A 13,577-nucleotide genomic window follows, 5' to 3' on the forward strand; every position below is an offset into this window, starting at 1 on the left:
ACGTCCGCTGCCGTTCCCTCCAGAGGGGATCCGACGCGCCCGTAGCGTGACCTTCACCACCGATCGAAGGGATCCCCATGTCGAGCTACCACGTCGATGCTGCGCAGGTCGCGGCCGCGACCCAGACCGTGAAAGGCACCATCGGCCGCATCCAGTCCGAGGTCGCCTCCCTGCTGGGCCAACTGACGGGCCTGCAGTCCTCGTGGTCCGGCCAGGCGGCCACCGCGTTCCAGGGTGCGGTCGCCGACTGGCGCGAGACCCACCTCCGGGTCGAGCAGAGCCTCGACGGCCTCAACCTCGCGCTCGGCCAGGCCGCGACGCAGTACGCGGAGGCCGAACAGGCGAACGCGAGGCTGTTCCTGCGCTGACGTGCCCTCTGCCGACACGCCGCTCCAACGACGAAGGGCGCCTCCTGGTCGGAGGCGCCCTTCGCGCTGATCAGGCCGTGCAACGGCCGAGGATCTGTTCGGACTAGAAGTCCATGCCACCCGTGGGGTCGCCGACCGGAGCCGGGTTCTTCTCGGGCTTGTCGGCGACGACGGCCTCGGTGGTGAGGAACAGGCCGGCGATCGACGCTGCGTTGAGCAGGGCCGAGCGGGTGACCTTCACCGGGTCGTTGATGCCGGCGGCCAGCATGTCGACGTACTCGCCGGTCGCGGCGTTCAGGCCCTGACCGACCGGGAGGTTGCGCACGCGGTCGACCACGACGCCCGGCTCGAGGCCGGCGTTGAGGGCGATCTGCTTGAGCGGGGCGTCGATCGCGACGCGCACGATGTTCGCGCCCGTTGCCTCGTCGCCGGTCAGCTCGAGCTTCTCGAACGCGGTCTTGCCCGCCTGGATGAGGGCGACGCCACCACCGGCGACGATGCCCTCCTCGACGGCGGCCTTCGCGTTGCGGACGGCGTCCTCGATGCGGTGCTTGCGCTCCTTGAGCTCGACCTCGGTCGCCGCACCCGCCTTGATGACGGCGACGCCGCCGGCGAGCTTGGCGAGACGCTCCTGGAGCTTCTCGCGGTCGTAGTCGGAGTCGGTGTTCTCGATCTCGGCGCGGATCTGCGCGACGCGACCGGCGATGCCCTCCTCGTCACCGGCACCCTCGACGATGGTCGTCTCATCCTTGGTGATGATGACCTTGCGGGCCTGGCCGAGCAGGTCGAGGGTCACGTTCTCGAGCTTGAGGCCGACCTCCTCGGAGATGACCTGGCCACCGGTGAGGATCGCGATGTCCTGGAGCTGCGCCTTGCGACGGTCGCCGAAGCCGGGAGCCTTGACGGCGACCGACTTGAAGATGCCGCGGATCTTGTTGACGATCAGGGTCGCGAGCGCCTCGCCGTCGACGTCCTCGGCGATGATCAGCAGCTGCTTGCCGGTCTGGATCACCTTGTCGACGATGGGCAGGAGGTCCTTGATGTTCGAGACCTTGCCGTTGACGATCAGGATGTAGGGGTCCTCGAAGACCGCTTCCTGGCGCTCGGGGTCGGTGACGAAGTACGCCGACAGGTAGCCCTTGTCGAAGCGCATGCCCTCGGTCAGTTCGAGTTCGGTGCCGAAGGTGTTCGACTCCTCGACGGTGACGACACCCTCCTTGCCGACCTTGTCGATGGCCTCGGCGATCAGGGCGCCGATGGTCTCGTCGGCGGCGGAGATGGAAGCGGTCGCAGCGATCTCCTCCTTGGTCTCCACCTCCTTGGCGTTGGCGATGAGCTCGGCCTCGACGGCCGCGACGGCCTTCTCGATGCCGCGCTTCAGCGAGATGGGGTCGGCGCCTGCGGCGACGTTGCGGAGGCCCTCGCGCACGAGCGCCTGGGCGAGCACGACCGAGGTCGTGGTGCCGTCACCGGCGACGTCGTCGGTCTTCTTGGCGACCTCCTTGACGAGCTCGGCACCGATCTTCTCGTACGGGTCGTCGAGCTCGATCTCCTTGGCGATCGACACGCCGTCGTTCGTGATGGTGGGGGCGCCCCACTTCTTCTCGAGCACGACGTTGCGACCGCGCGGGCCGAGGGTCACCTTGACCGCGTCGGCGAGCGTGTTGAGGCCACGCTCGAGACCGCGGCGGGCCTCCTCGTTGAAAGCAATGATCTTTGCCATGTGTGTATCTCGTCCCTTCTCGGACGTCTCAAAGATTCGTGTTTAGCACTCGATTCGAATGAGTGCTAAACCGATTCTGGCACTCGACCGCCCCGAGTGCAAGCGAGCGCCGGCCACCCGGCGCAACGTTCGCTCACGGCGCGAAGGACACCGAACCGGTGGTCGGCACGAGCTCGATCCAGGTGTTGCCCGGCGCGAGGCGAAGGGCGTCGCCCGAGTCGGAGGTGAGCACGATCGGCGCGTCCGGAGCGTCCTTCGACCATGTGCCGTGCGCGGTGCGACCGGCCGCCGAGACCCACGCCTCGCCCGATCCGACCATGACGGTCCTCGGCACTTCGCCGTAGCTCCAGTCGATCCCGACGCGCATGGTCACGACGTTGACGGCGCGGACGCGTTCGCCGGAGGCCTCCGTGTCCGCGAGGCCCTCCTGCGAGCGCAGCCACGTCGACGTCCCGGCATCCCAGTCCCAGGACGGCGCGCGCTCGTCCGAGAACGTCTGCGCGATCGCGGAGGTGGTCGTCGCGGCGAACGTCGGATCCGCGAGCGGGTCCGCGCTCCCATAGGCGAACTGCACCGGCGGAGGCGGCAGTTCGGGATGCCGGGCGACCGCCTCGGAGGCGGCGAGGATCACGTCGTGCGGTCCGGGCCGGTCGTCGGCGCGCGTGAACAGGCCGGTGTCGTCGTAGTCGAACACGATGTTCACGACCGGCGCCGCCTGCATCATCGCGACGAACTGCTCCTGCCCGCCCGAGTAGGCGACGATCCCCCCGAGGGGCGAGATGATGTCGGGATCCATCGGCCGGATCGAGCGCACCGGTCCCACCTCGTCCGGCACGTCGGAGTGCCAGACGGCGACATACCTCGTGAGGCCGCCCTCGACGAGCTCCTCGAACACGAGGTCGGTGCGGTTCAACGCGATCTGCGGCCGCGCGAGCTCGTGATCATCGATCTTCACCGCGATCGACGGATGCTGCATCGCACTCCACTCGGCCCCGGTTCCGCGCAGGGGCGAGAACGCGATGCCGACGGGTGCCGCCGACGCGCCCACCGGGCGCGGCGCTGCCGTCTCCGCCGGCGGGGACGCGGACGGGTCGGCCGCATCGCCGAAGCATCCCGAGAGCAGCAGGGCGGACGTCGCGAGCAGCGCTCCGAGCCGCAACCACCCCGTGGCCGAACGAGCGCGCTTCGCCATGCCGAACAGCAAACCATCCACGGTGCCGGCAGGACGCGCGACGCGCCGCGACACCGCCGCGGATCGCCCGCGCCCCGCGGGTTGCCGGCGCCCCGCGGGTTGCCGGAACGACGGAGCGCCGCCGGTCGAGGACCGACGGCGCTCCGACCTCGCGTCTCAGGCCGGGCGGACCGCCTCGGCCTGAGGGCCCTTCGAACCCGTGCCGACCTCGAACACGACGGCCTGGCCCTCCTCGAGGACCTTGTAGCCGGCCATGTCGATGGCGGAGTAGTGGACGAACACGTCCTGCCCGCCGTCGTCGACGGTGATGAATCCGTAGCCCTTTTCAGCGTTGAACCACTTGACGGTTCCGTTCGCCATGCGTTGCTCCCATATAGCTGTGTGTCGATCAGCACGTGCCTGTCGCCTGTACCGGGCCCCTGATTCGTGCCGACTGGAACCACGGGTGGTACCGGTGCAGCGCACGGGTTCGAGCGACCAATTCCAGATCCTAATGAGACGCGTACGCCTGAGAGAAGGGGTTGGACGCACCGCAATGTCGCGGAATGGCAACGATTCGGCGCTGCTCAGCCGCCGAGGCCCTCCGCGAAGTCGGAACCGAGCACGAGGACCAGCGGCGTGCCGATCTCGCCGAACTTCGCATCGAGGCGCACATCGGTGCCGGGCACGGCCTGTGCGACACCTCGCGCCGCCCCCTCGAGGTCGGCGGTCGCGTAGTAGACGACGGTCTCGGTGAGATCCGATTCACTGGCGTTCGCCATGGCGCTGACCGGGATCCCGGCTGCGGTGAGCGTCTCGCCGGCGGTCGCAGCCAGCCCTTCGGTCGCGGTCCCGTTGAGGACCGTCACCGGCACGTCGGGTGCCACCGTGGGCTCCGCGGTCGCGACCGGTGACGGGGTACTGGACGGCGAGGCCTCCGAGAAGTCGACCCGGTCGTTGACGATGACGACCCCGGCGATGCCCGCGCCCGTCAGCACGGCCGTCGCCAGTGCAGCCCAGCCGAGGGCCACCCACCTGGCACCGCGGCGCTGCGGCGCGCGATGCGCGCCGACCCGCTCGATGCCATGCGGGATGGAGTCGAACCGGTCTCGGGGATAGTTCTGCGCCATGGGTCCAGTCGGGGTCGGGCCGTGCTCAGTCGAGCGGGCGTGTGGTCGAGAGTGAGCGACGCGCGCGGTCGGCGGCCCGGGCCTCGCGCATGCGCTGCAGCCTCTTGACGAGCATCGGATCGTGGCGGAGCGCGGCCGGCGAGTCGATCAGCTCGCCGAGGATCCGATAGTAGCGAGCGGCCGACATCTCGAACTCGTCGCGGATGCCGTCGGCCTTCGTACCGGGATGCTGCCACGACCTGGCCTCGAAGGCGAGCACGCGTACGGCGAGGTCGTCCAACGGAGCGCCCGGCTGGGAGCCGCGGTGCGCGGGCTCTGCGCTCATGGTGCTCCTCCTCCGACCGTGGCTTGGCTTCGGGTGACATCCTAGGGATCCGCGGCCGTGAGGATGCCGAGCGCCCACGGCGTGTGCGCGGCCGTCACGCTCGGCCGTCACGCTCCGGGGACGTGCGACGATGGACGGACCTGAGTTTCTGGAGGAACCGCGATGGCGTACCGAGTGGAGAAGTCCGACGACGAGTGGCGCGAGCAGCTCGGCGATGAGCAGTTCGCGGTGCTCCGCGAGGCCTCGACCGAACGCGCCTGGACGGGCGAGCTGCTCGACGAGGAGCGGGCGGGCGTCTACGCCTGCGCCGCCTGCGGTGCGGAGCTGTTCAAGAGCGGCACCAAGTTCGACTCCGGATGCGGCTGGCCGAGCTTCTACGAGTCCGTCCGCCCCGAGGCGGTCGAACTCATCGAGGACACGTCGCTCGGCATGGTCCGCACCGAGGTCCGCTGCGCAGCCTGCGGCTCGCACCTCGGCCATGTCTTCCCCGACGGGTTCGGCACGCCGACCGGCGACCGGTACTGCATGAACTCGATCGCACTCGACTTCACGCCCGAGTCCTGAGCGTGCGGCCGGCCCAGGCCGCGGTACGGGCCCGGCGATCGGTGTCCAAGGTGACGGATGCCGCGCCGACCGACGCGGAGCTCCTCGAACTGCTCGCCGCGGCGGGCCTCGTCGCCGATCACGCCGCGCTGCGGCCGTGGCGCGTGATCGCGCTGCGGGGGGATGCGCGAGCACGTCTCGGTGCCGCGCTCGCGGAGGCTGCCGGGCTTGCGCTCGACGAGCACGGCGGAGCGAAGCTCGCGAGCAAGCCGCTTCGCGCGCCGGTACTCCTCGCGATGGTCGCGGTGCGGACGCCCGATCATCCCAAGGTTCCCGAGTGGGAGCAGGACACCACGGCCGCCGGCGTCGCGCACCTGCTCGAACTGCTGCTGGACGAGGCCGGCTGGGGCGTCATGTGGCGCACCGGGCCGTACACGCGGCATCCGGCCGTCGCCGCCATGCACGGCCTGGGCGAGGACGAAGCGCTCCTCGGCTGGCTCTACGTCGGGGGCAGGCCCGACCGGTGGCGAGCGGAACGCCGCCGCATGCCCGATGCCGCCGAGAGGTTCACGACCCTGACGTGATCGTGGTGAGCTCGTCGCTCACGTGCCGGCTGCGGGACTCGAACCCGCAACCCCCGCTTTACAAGAGCGGTGCGCTACCAATTGCGCCAAGCCGGCGAGGCGGAGCCCCAGCCCATGATATCGATCGTGCCCCGGCCCCCGGCCCCCGGGAACCCGGGTGGCCGGAGCACGATCGGAGGCTACTGCGCCGGGGTCGGCGTCGGAGTCGGCGTCGACTCGGACTCGTTGAACGTCGCGCTCGTGGCCTGGACGACGAACGACTGGAACTCCTGCGCGTCGGTGAGCGACCCGCTGTACTGCTGGCCGTTCACGAGCACCGTCGGGGTGCCGGTGATCGAGGTGAGCTCGGAGTTCGGGATCGGCTCGGTGAGTGCGCGGTTCGTGGCGTCCTGCACCCACGACTTGAAGCGGACGTCGTCGATGCAGCCGCCGACGGACGATGCGGCGCCGGCGTCGTTCGCGAGCTTCTTGAGGTCGGAGTTCGCGAGGCCGGTCGAACCCTCTTCGGGCTGGTTCTGGAAGAGGAGCTCGTTGTAGTCGAAGAACGCCTCGGGCGAGAGGTCGGCCACGCACGCCGCGGCGTTCGCCGCCCTGAGCGAGTACTGCGTGCCCGCCGACTTGTTCGTGAGGATCGCGATCGGATGGATCTCGAGGGTCGCGGCACCCGACTCCACCATCGTGCGCATGGCCTCGGAGTTGGTGGTCTCGAACTGACCGCAGAACGGGCACAGGTAGTCGACGTAGGTGACGATGTTCGCCACGGTGCCGCTGTCGTCGGGCTCGGTCGGCGTCGGGTCCTGACCGGCGTCGAGCGCCGGCGTCTCGACGGCGGTGATGCCGCCCTCGTCGCCGGCGACGAGCAGGATCCCGTCGCTCGCCATGTTCGCCGGGCCGGGCCCCGCCGGCTTGATGCTGTTGAAGATGAGCGTTCCGATGAGCCCGGCGACGACCAGGACGGCGACGATGACGCCACCCTGGATCAGCAGCTTGTTGCGCTTCTCGCGCTTCTTCTGCTCTTCGCGCAGGACACGGGCCTTCTCACGGGCCGCCTCCCTGCGATCGTTACGGGTGGCGCGTGGCTGATTGGATCCGCCGTTGGTCATCGATGGTCACTCCGGTCGCTGTGTGGGCGCGCGCGTACTGCGAACGCACCCACGATAGTAGGAAGGGTGGCTGTGAATCCGCCACACGGACAGCGCCGTCCGCATGCGACGGCGAGCGGCGCGGGGCCCCTCCATCGGCGGGTCTCAGGCGGCCGGGACGTGGTCAGCGGGTGCCATCGCGCATGCGATACTGGGGAGGCGTCATCGCTGACGCAGTCCATCACTACGGATCGTCCGGCACGTACCTGCCGGTGAAGGAGAAGAACACCATGGCGTCAGTCACGTTCGACAAGGCCACCCGCCTCTACCCCGGCGGCACCCGCCCCGCCGTCGACCAGCTCGACCTGGATGTCGCAGACGGCGAGTTCCTCGTGCTCGTCGGCCCGTCGGGTTGCGGCAAGTCCACCTCGCTCCGCATGCTCGCCGGCCTCGAAGAGGTCAACGACGGCAACATCTTCATCGGCGACCGCAACGTCACCGACGTGCCGCCGAAGGACCGCGACATCGCGATGGTCTTCCAGAACTACGCGCTCTACCCGCACATGACGGTCGCGGAGAACATGGGCTTTGCGCTCAAGATCGCCGGCGTAGGCAAGGACGAGCGCGCCGCTCGCGTCCTCGAGGCTGCGAAGCTGCTCGACCTCGAGCCCTACCTGAGCCGCAAGCCGAAGGCCCTCTCCGGCGGCCAGCGCCAGCGCGTCGCCATGGGTCGCGCGATCGTGCGCCAGCCCCAGGTGTTCCTCATGGACGAACCGCTGTCGAACCTCGACGCCAAACTCCGCGTGCAGACCCGTACCCAGATCGCCTCGCTGCAGCGCCGCCTCGGCGTCACCACCGTCTACGTCACGCACGACCAGACCGAGGCGCTCACAATGGGCGACCGCATCGCCGTGCTGAAGGACGGCCTGCTCCAGCAGGTCGGCACCCCGCGCGACCTCTACGAGAAGCCGCAGAACGTGTTCGTCGCCGGCTTCATCGGCTCCCCCGCGATGAACCTGTTCCACGCGGACCTCGTCGAGGGCGGCGTCATGTTCGGAACGGCCACCGTGCCGGTCGAACGCGACGTGCTCGCCGAGGCCTCGGCGAAGACCGCGACCATCGGCGTGCGCCCCGAGGACATCACCGTCTCCGCCAACGAGGGCGAGGGCCTCGCGGTCGACGTCGACCTCGTCGAGGAGCTCGGTGCCGACGGCTACCTCTACGGCCACTCGACCGTCGAGGGCAAGCGCACCGACATCGTGGCCCGCGTCGACGGCCGCATCCACCCGAGCGCCGGCGACCGCGTGTACCTCACGGCGACGCCGAACCACGTGCACCTGTTCGACATCGAGTCGGGCCTGCGCCTCAGCAACAAGGCCGTCGTCAGCTGACGACTCCGCACCTTCCACGATCGACGCCGGTCGGGCTCAGGCCCGGTCGGCGTCGGCCGTTTCCGGACGTTGCACTCCGAATCCGCAACCCGCACGACGGATCGGACGCCCGGTTCGTCGGCGAAGGTCCGCCCCGGCTACGCTGAGCACGATGAGCGGCTCACTTTCGATCACGTCGGCGATGACCGATCCCGCCCTGCTCGACCTCCCCTGGAACATTCCGCTGGAGTCGTGGCCGAACGAGAACATCGCGACCCTCCCGAAGGGCATCTCGCGCCACCTCGTGCGCTTCGCCCACCTCGCGGGCCACGTGGTCGCGATCAAGGAGACCACGGCCGAGATGGCGCGTGGCGAGTACGAGATGCTCCGCACGCTCCAGAAGCTCGAGATCCCCTGCGTCGAGCCCGTCGCGGTGATCACCAACCGGACCGATGACGACGGCGAGCCCCTCAAACCGGTCCTCGTGACCCGGCATCTCCGGTTCTCGCTGCCCTACCGTGCGCTGTTCTCGCAGACGCTCCGGCCCGACACGGCGACCCGCCTCGTCGACGCACTGGCCGTCCTGCTCGTGCGACTGCACATCGTCGGGTTCTTCTGGGGCGACGTCTCGCTCTCGAACACGCTGTTCCGTCGGGATGCCGGCGCCTTCGCGGCGTATCTCGTCGACGCCGAGACCGGCAAGCTCTACGAGGGCGGCCTCTCGAACGGCCAGCGCGAGAACGACCTCGAGATCGCCCGAGTGAACATCGCCGGCGAACTGCTGGACCTCGAGGCGGGCGGCCGCGTGGCCGACGAGCTCGACCCGGTGCGCATCTCGAACGGCATCGTCGAGGCCTACCGCAGCCTCTGGAAGGAGCTCACCGGGTCCGAGTCGTTCTCATCGGCCGAGCGGTGGCGCATCAACGAACGCGTCGGCCGGCTCAACCAGCTCGGGTTCGACATCGAGGAACTCGCGATCCGCACGTCGGACGCGGGCACGACCGTGCGCATCCAGCCGAAGGTGGTCGATGCCGGGCATCACCAGCGCCGCCTGCTCCGCCTGACCGGCCTGGACGCCGGCGAGAACCAGGCCCGCCGGCTGCTCAACGACCTCGACTCGTATCGGGCGACGTACGGCAAGGAGGCGCTCGACGAGGAGATGGTGGCGCACGAATGGCTCGTGCGCGTCTTCGAGCCGGTCGTGCGCGCCATCCCGGTCGACCTGCGCGGCAAGCTCGAGCCGGCCGAGGTGTTCCACCAACTGCTCGACCACCGCTGGTTCCTCGCCCAGCAGGCCGGCCACGACATCCCGCTCGCCGAAGCCGTGGGCTCCTACATCAACACCGTGCTCCGGCACCGCCGCGACGAGGCCACGGTCATCGGCCCGCAGACCGGCGCGATCACCACGTCGATCGACGTGGTGCCGCTCGACACGGCCTCGGTCGCCGTCATCGACCCCGACGACGAGAACGACTGGCGGGCGAACGTCTGAACGCCCTCGGGCGCGCAGGCGTTCGCCCGTGAGCCGGGCGGGTCACTTCCCGGCGCGCAGCTTCGAGATCTCGTAGAGGGTGACCGATGCCGCAATGCCGGCGTTCAGGGATTCGGTGGCCGCGCTGATCGGGATGGAGACGATGGCATCGCACGTCTCGGCGACGAGACGCGAGAGGCCCTTGCCCTCACTGCCGACGACGATGACGATCGGACGCTCGGCCCATGAGAGACCGGGGAGCGACACGTCGCCGTCGCCGTCGAGGCCGAGGACGAACACGCCCCGCTCCTTGAGCGCCTTCAGCGTCTGCGTGAGGTTCGAGGCCATCGCCACCGGCACGCGCGCGGCTGCGCCGGCCGAGGTCTTCCAGGCGCCGGCGTTGACGCCGACCGAACGACGCTGGGGCACGATCACGCCCTGCCCGCCGAACGCGGCGGTCGAGCGGATGATGGCGCCGAGGTTGCGGGCGTCGGTGATGCCGTCGAGTGCGACGAAGAGCGGGGTCTCGTCGCTCGCGATGATCTCGTCGAGGAGTTCGATCGGGTGCGCGTACTCGTACGGCGGCACCTTGAGCGCGAGGCCCTGGTGCACGCCACCCTCGCCGGCGAGCCGGTCGAGCTCGGGCCGCATGACCTCGAGGATGGGGATGCCGCGGTTGGTGGCGATCTTCATCGCCTCCTTGACGCGGTCGTCCATCTCGATGCGTGCGGCGACGTAGAGGGTCGTCGCCGGGATGCGCGTGCGCAGCGCCTCGACGACGGAGTTGCGACCCGTCACGATCTCGGACTCGTCACCCGACTTCGAGCGGCGCGACGCACCCGATGCGCCGCGCGGGGCTCCGGAGCGCGATCCCTGCCCGGCGACCTTTCCGGCCGGCTTGCCGCCCTTGCCGCCGGAGGCCGCGTAGCGCTCCTGCGCCGCCTTCCGCTTGCCGGCGGGGTGCCAGGCACGGTCCTCCGCCTTCGGCGTGGGGCCCTTGCCCTCGAGTGCCTGACGGCCCTGGCCGCCCGATCCGACCTGCTTGCCCTTCGCCTTGCGCACGGCTCCGGCGCGCGGCTTGCTGCTGCCCTTCATGATTCCAAGCTCCAATGCGTGCCGGTCTGGCTGTCTTCGATGGTGATGCCCGCAGCCGAGAGTTCGGCGCGGATTCGGTCGGCGGCGGCGAAGTCCTTGGCTGCGCGCGCCGCGTGGCGGTCTTCGATGAGTCTGGTGACGAGCGTGTCGAGGGCGGATGCCGCCGGCCCGGCGTCGGGCGCCCACGCCGGGTCGCGGGGGTCGATGCCGAGCACCCCGACCATCGCGGAGACCTGCCCGTGCAGGACCGCGGCGTCGTGCAGCGCGTCGGAGTCGAGCGCCTGGTTTCCCGCGCGGACCGCGTCGTGCAGGACCGCGAGCGCCTGAGGGACGCCGAGGTCGTCGTCCATGGCCGTGCCGAACGCGTCGGGGATCACGGCTGCGCCGACGCCCGCGTACCTCGTGCCCGCGAGGCGTCGCTCGACGCGATCGAGGAATGTGCGGATGCGGTCGACGGCGGCCTCGGCCTCGGCGAGCGAGGTCGGCGCGTAGTCGAGCGTCGAGCGGTAGTGGGCCGCGCCGAGCAGGTAGCGAACGGCGAGCGGGGACGCGAGTTCGAGGAGCTCGGCGGCGTAGACGGAGTTGCCCAGCGACTTCGACATCTTCTGCCCGCCGACGTTCACGAGTCCGTTGTGCACCCAGTACCGGGCGTAGCCGTCACCGGCGGCCGTGGACTGGGCGAGCTCGTTCTCGTGGTGCGGGAAGCGCAGGTCGAGCCCGCCTCCGTGGATGTCGAACTCGGAGCCGAGGTAGCGGGTGGCCATCGCCGAGCACTCGATGTGCCAGCCCGGACGCCCGTCGCCCCACGGCGAGGACCAGGTCGCGGACTCGGGCTCGTCGGCCTTGCGCCCCTTCCAGAGGGCGAAGTCGCGCGGGTCGCGCTTGCCCCGAGGGTCGGCGTCGGCCGCGGCCTCCATGTTGTCCCGCGCCTGGCGGGTCAGTTCGCCGTAGGCGGGCCAACCGGCCGTGTCGAAGTAGACGTCGCCCGAACCGTCCGGTGCCGGATATGCGTGGCCCGCGTCGATGAGCCGTGAGATCAGCTGCTGCATCTGCTGGACGCTCGCGGTGGCTCGGGGCTCGTAGGTGGGCGGTCGAATGTCGAGCGACGCGTATGCGGCCTGGAACTCGAGCTCCACCCGGTACGCGAGCGCCCACCACTCCTCGCCGGTCGCGGCGGCGAGGATCTTGTCGTCGATGTCGGTGACGTTGCGCACGAAGGCGACGTCGTATCCGCGGTACGAGAACCATCGGCGCAGGATGTCGTACGCCAGTGCGCTGCGGAGGTGACCGATGTGCGGGCTCGACTGCACCGTCGGTCCGCAGACGTACATGCCGACGAACCCCTCGCGGAGGGGAACGAAGTCACGCAGGGCCTGGGCCTTCGAGTCGTAGAGTCGCACGGTCACCCGGCAAGCCTACCGGCGCGGACCCGCGCATCCGCTGTGCCCGCCGCCGGTCACGGTCGTCGCGCCTCAGGCGGCGACCAGCAGTGCCGTCGCGATCGCGTGGACGCCCTCGCCCCGCCCGGTGAACCCGAGTCCGTCCGTCGTCGTCGCCGCCACGGACACGGGTGCCCCCAGCACCTGTTCGAGGACCGCCTGCGCCTCGGCTCGCCGCGGCGCGAGTTTCGGGCGGTTGCCCACGATCTGCACCGAGACGTTGACGATGCGGAATCCGGATGCCTCGACCAGCCGCCGGGTCTCGGCGAGGAACACGTCGCCGTGCGCTGCCGCGAACCTCGGGTCTGACGTGCCGAAGATCGCGCCCACGTCACCCAGCCCGGCCGCGGCCAGCACCGCGTCGCAGATGGCGTGGGCCGCCGCGTCGCCGTCGGAGTGGCCGGAGAGCCCACGTTCCCCCGGCCATTCGAGTCCGGCGAGCCAGAGCACGGTCGAGGGGTCGTCGTCGAACGCGTGCACGTCGACACCGGTCCCGACCCGCATCGCGGGCGGGCCGTGGTCCGCGGGCGTGACACTGCTCGTCATCTCGGTCCTCTCGTCGCGAACCATCTGCTCGGCCCGCCGCAGGTCTTCTGGCACGGTGATCTTGAACGCGCGGGCATCGCCGGGTACCAGGTCGATGCGGAGCCCCACCGCCGCCACGAGCGAGGCGTCGTCGGTGTGCGAGGCGAGCGAGTCGGCCTCGGCGTAGGCCTCGTCGAGGACCTCGCGGGGGAACCCCTGCGGCGTCTGGACGGCCGCCAGCTGCGATCGATCGACGGTCTCGACCACGCGGCCGGCGTCGACGCGCTTGATCGTGTCGACCACCGCGAGACCGGGGACGATGCCATGGCCCCTCGCCCGGACGGCGGCGGCGACCTCGTCGAAGAGCACGGTCGGGGTGAGCGGCCGGGCGGCATCGTGCACCAGCACGGTGTCGACGTGTCGCGGGAGCACCGCCAGTCCGGCGGCGACCGATTCCTGCCTGGTCGGGGCGCCGGGCACCACGTCGAAGGGTGCGGATGCCGCGGCCGCGACATCCGCGAACCGCTCGCGCACCTCGTCGACGCGCGCATCGGGGGCGACGACCACGACATGCGGGGGTTCGCGCATGCCGAGTACGGCATCGAGCGCGACCCCGAGGATGCTCGATGCGCCGAGCGGCACGAACGCCTTCGGCTCGGCATGGCCGAGCCGCGTGCCGCTTCCGGCTGCGACCAGGATGACGGCGAGCGTCGACGCATTCATGGTTCGAGCGTATCCGCCCGGACGCGAC

14 protein-coding genes and 1 tRNA gene are annotated in these 13,577 nt (G+C 70.2%); 5 read left to right on the forward strand and 10 right to left on the reverse strand.

The window, feature by feature from the left end; genetic code table 11:
* Nucleotides 1–77: 77 nt before the first annotated feature.
* Nucleotides 78–368 (forward strand): WXG100 family type VII secretion target, encoded by a 291-nt coding sequence (locus GQQ95_RS08845; RefSeq protein ID WP_157427310.1) that lies wholly within the window; start codon nt 78–80, stop codon nt 366–368.
* Between the two features lie 103 nt (nt 369–471).
* On the opposite strand, the gene groL is transcribed toward GQQ95_RS08845, so the two are convergent.
* The 5 genes from groL to GQQ95_RS08870 form a co-directional block, all read right to left on the reverse strand.
* Nucleotides 472–2,091: a chaperonin GroEL gene (gene groL, locus GQQ95_RS08850; protein ID WP_157427311.1), complete on the reverse strand. Its 1,620-nt coding sequence runs from the start codon at nt 2,089–2,091 to the stop codon at nt 472–474.
* A 133-nt stretch (nt 2,092–2,224) separates the two neighbouring features.
* Nucleotides 2,225–3,283, reverse strand: coding sequence for a DUF3048 domain-containing protein (locus tag GQQ95_RS08855; protein ID WP_157427312.1), 1,059 nt, complete (start codon nt 3,281–3,283; stop codon nt 2,225–2,227).
* A 156-nt stretch (nt 3,284–3,439) separates the two neighbouring features.
* Complete coding sequence (locus tag GQQ95_RS08860; RefSeq protein WP_156997336.1) at nt 3,440–3,643, reverse strand: cold-shock protein; 204 nt, start codon at nt 3,641–3,643, stop codon at nt 3,440–3,442.
* 206 nt (nt 3,644–3,849) lie between these two features.
* A complete protein-coding gene (locus GQQ95_RS08865; RefSeq protein ID WP_157427313.1) occupies nt 3,850–4,392 on the reverse strand; it encodes a LytR C-terminal domain-containing protein in 543 nt (180 codons plus the stop codon).
* A gap of 25 nt (nt 4,393–4,417) precedes the next feature.
* Nucleotides 4,418–4,717: a DUF3263 domain-containing protein gene (locus tag GQQ95_RS08870; RefSeq protein ID WP_157427314.1), complete on the reverse strand. Its 300-nt coding sequence runs from the start codon at nt 4,715–4,717 to the stop codon at nt 4,418–4,420.
* A 162-nt stretch (nt 4,718–4,879) separates the two neighbouring features.
* Between GQQ95_RS08870 and msrB the strand changes: the two genes are divergently transcribed.
* Together msrB and GQQ95_RS08880 are read left to right on the forward strand one after the other, a co-directional pair.
* Nucleotides 4,880–5,281, forward strand: a complete 402-nt coding sequence (gene msrB, locus GQQ95_RS08875) for a peptide-methionine (R)-S-oxide reductase MsrB (protein ID WP_157427315.1) — start codon at nt 4,880–4,882, stop codon at nt 5,279–5,281.
* Nucleotides 5,282–5,283: 2 nt separating this feature from the next.
* On the forward strand, nt 5,284–5,844 hold the full coding sequence (locus GQQ95_RS08880; protein WP_344304567.1) for a nitroreductase family protein: 561 nt from the start codon (nt 5,284–5,286) through the stop codon (nt 5,842–5,844).
* Nucleotides 5,845–5,867: 23 nt separating this feature from the next.
* Here the strand turns inward: GQQ95_RS08880 and GQQ95_RS08885 are convergent.
* Nucleotides 5,868–5,940: transfer RNA gene (locus GQQ95_RS08885), tRNA-Thr, on the reverse strand.
* Between the two features lie 83 nt (nt 5,941–6,023).
* The gene (locus tag GQQ95_RS08890) at nt 6,024–6,947 is read right to left on the reverse strand and encodes a thioredoxin domain-containing protein (RefSeq protein ID WP_157427316.1); all 924 of its coding nucleotides are present in this window, start codon (nt 6,945–6,947) and stop codon (nt 6,024–6,026) included.
* A 269-nt stretch (nt 6,948–7,216) separates the two neighbouring features.
* On the opposite strand from GQQ95_RS08890, the gene GQQ95_RS08895 reads away from it, so the two are divergent.
* Nucleotides 7,217–8,317 (forward strand): ABC transporter ATP-binding protein, encoded by a 1,101-nt coding sequence (locus tag GQQ95_RS08895; RefSeq protein ID WP_157427317.1) that lies wholly within the window; start codon nt 7,217–7,219, stop codon nt 8,315–8,317.
* Between the two features lie 151 nt (nt 8,318–8,468).
* Complete coding sequence (locus GQQ95_RS08900) at nt 8,469–9,788, forward strand: DUF4032 domain-containing protein (protein ID WP_157427318.1); 1,320 nt, start codon at nt 8,469–8,471, stop codon at nt 9,786–9,788.
* A gap of 42 nt (nt 9,789–9,830) precedes the next feature.
* Here the strand turns inward: GQQ95_RS08900 and rlmB are convergent, their stop codons facing one another.
* The 3 genes from rlmB to ispD form a co-directional block, all read right to left on the reverse strand.
* Nucleotides 9,831–10,862 carry a 23S rRNA (guanosine(2251)-2'-O)-methyltransferase RlmB gene (gene rlmB / locus GQQ95_RS08905; protein WP_157427319.1) on the reverse strand — a complete coding sequence of 344 codons (1,032 nt, stop codon included), beginning with the start codon at nt 10,860–10,862 and terminating at the stop codon, nt 9,831–9,833.
* Entirely contained in the window at nt 10,859–12,268 is a 1,410-nt protein-coding gene (gene cysS, locus GQQ95_RS08910; protein WP_157427320.1) for a cysteine--tRNA ligase, read from the reverse strand. Before cysS ends, rlmB begins: the two co-directional genes overlap by 4 nt.
* A 66-nt stretch (nt 12,269–12,334) precedes the next feature.
* On the reverse strand, nt 12,335–13,549 hold the full coding sequence (ispD, locus tag GQQ95_RS08915; protein ID WP_157427321.1) for a 2-C-methyl-D-erythritol 4-phosphate cytidylyltransferase: 1,215 nt from the start codon (nt 13,547–13,549) through the stop codon (nt 12,335–12,337).
* Nucleotides 13,550–13,577 lie beyond the last annotated feature (28 nt).

The sequence above is a fragment of the Agromyces salentinus genome, from assembly GCF_009749395.1.
Lineage (GTDB): Bacteria > Actinomycetota > Actinomycetes > Actinomycetales > Microbacteriaceae > Agromyces > Agromyces salentinus.

Bases quoted from the DNA above. Each gene is read 5' to 3' on its own strand.
- GQQ95_RS08845 (WP_157427310.1), top strand. From the start codon at position 78: ATGTCGAGCTACCACGTCGATGCTGCGCAGGTCGCGGCCGCGACCCAG.
- groL (WP_157427311.1), bottom strand. From the start codon at position 2,091: ATGGCAAAGATCATTGCTTTCAACGAGGAGGCCCGCCGCGGTCTCGAG.
- GQQ95_RS08855 (WP_157427312.1), bottom strand. From the start codon at position 3,283: ATGGCGAAGCGCGCTCGTTCGGCCACGGGGTGGTTGCGGCTCGGAGCG.
- GQQ95_RS08860 (WP_156997336.1), bottom strand. From the start codon at position 3,643: ATGGCGAACGGAACCGTCAAGTGGTTCAACGCTGAAAAGGGCTACGGA.
- GQQ95_RS08865 (WP_157427313.1), bottom strand. From the start codon at position 4,392: ATGGCGCAGAACTATCCCCGAGACCGGTTCGACTCCATCCCGCATGGC.
- GQQ95_RS08870 (WP_157427314.1), bottom strand. From the start codon at position 4,717: ATGAGCGCAGAGCCCGCGCACCGCGGCTCCCAGCCGGGCGCTCCGTTG.
- msrB (WP_157427315.1), top strand. From the start codon at position 4,880: ATGGCGTACCGAGTGGAGAAGTCCGACGACGAGTGGCGCGAGCAGCTC.
- GQQ95_RS08890 (WP_157427316.1), bottom strand. From the start codon at position 6,947: ATGACCAACGGCGGATCCAATCAGCCACGCGCCACCCGTAACGATCGC.
- GQQ95_RS08895 (WP_157427317.1), top strand. From the start codon at position 7,217: ATGGCGTCAGTCACGTTCGACAAGGCCACCCGCCTCTACCCCGGCGGC.
- GQQ95_RS08900 (WP_157427318.1), top strand. From the start codon at position 8,469: ATGAGCGGCTCACTTTCGATCACGTCGGCGATGACCGATCCCGCCCTG.
- rlmB (WP_157427319.1), bottom strand. From the start codon at position 10,862: ATGAAGGGCAGCAGCAAGCCGCGCGCCGGAGCCGTGCGCAAGGCGAAG.
- ispD (WP_157427321.1), bottom strand. From the start codon at position 13,549: ATGAATGCGTCGACGCTCGCCGTCATCCTGGTCGCAGCCGGAAGCGGC.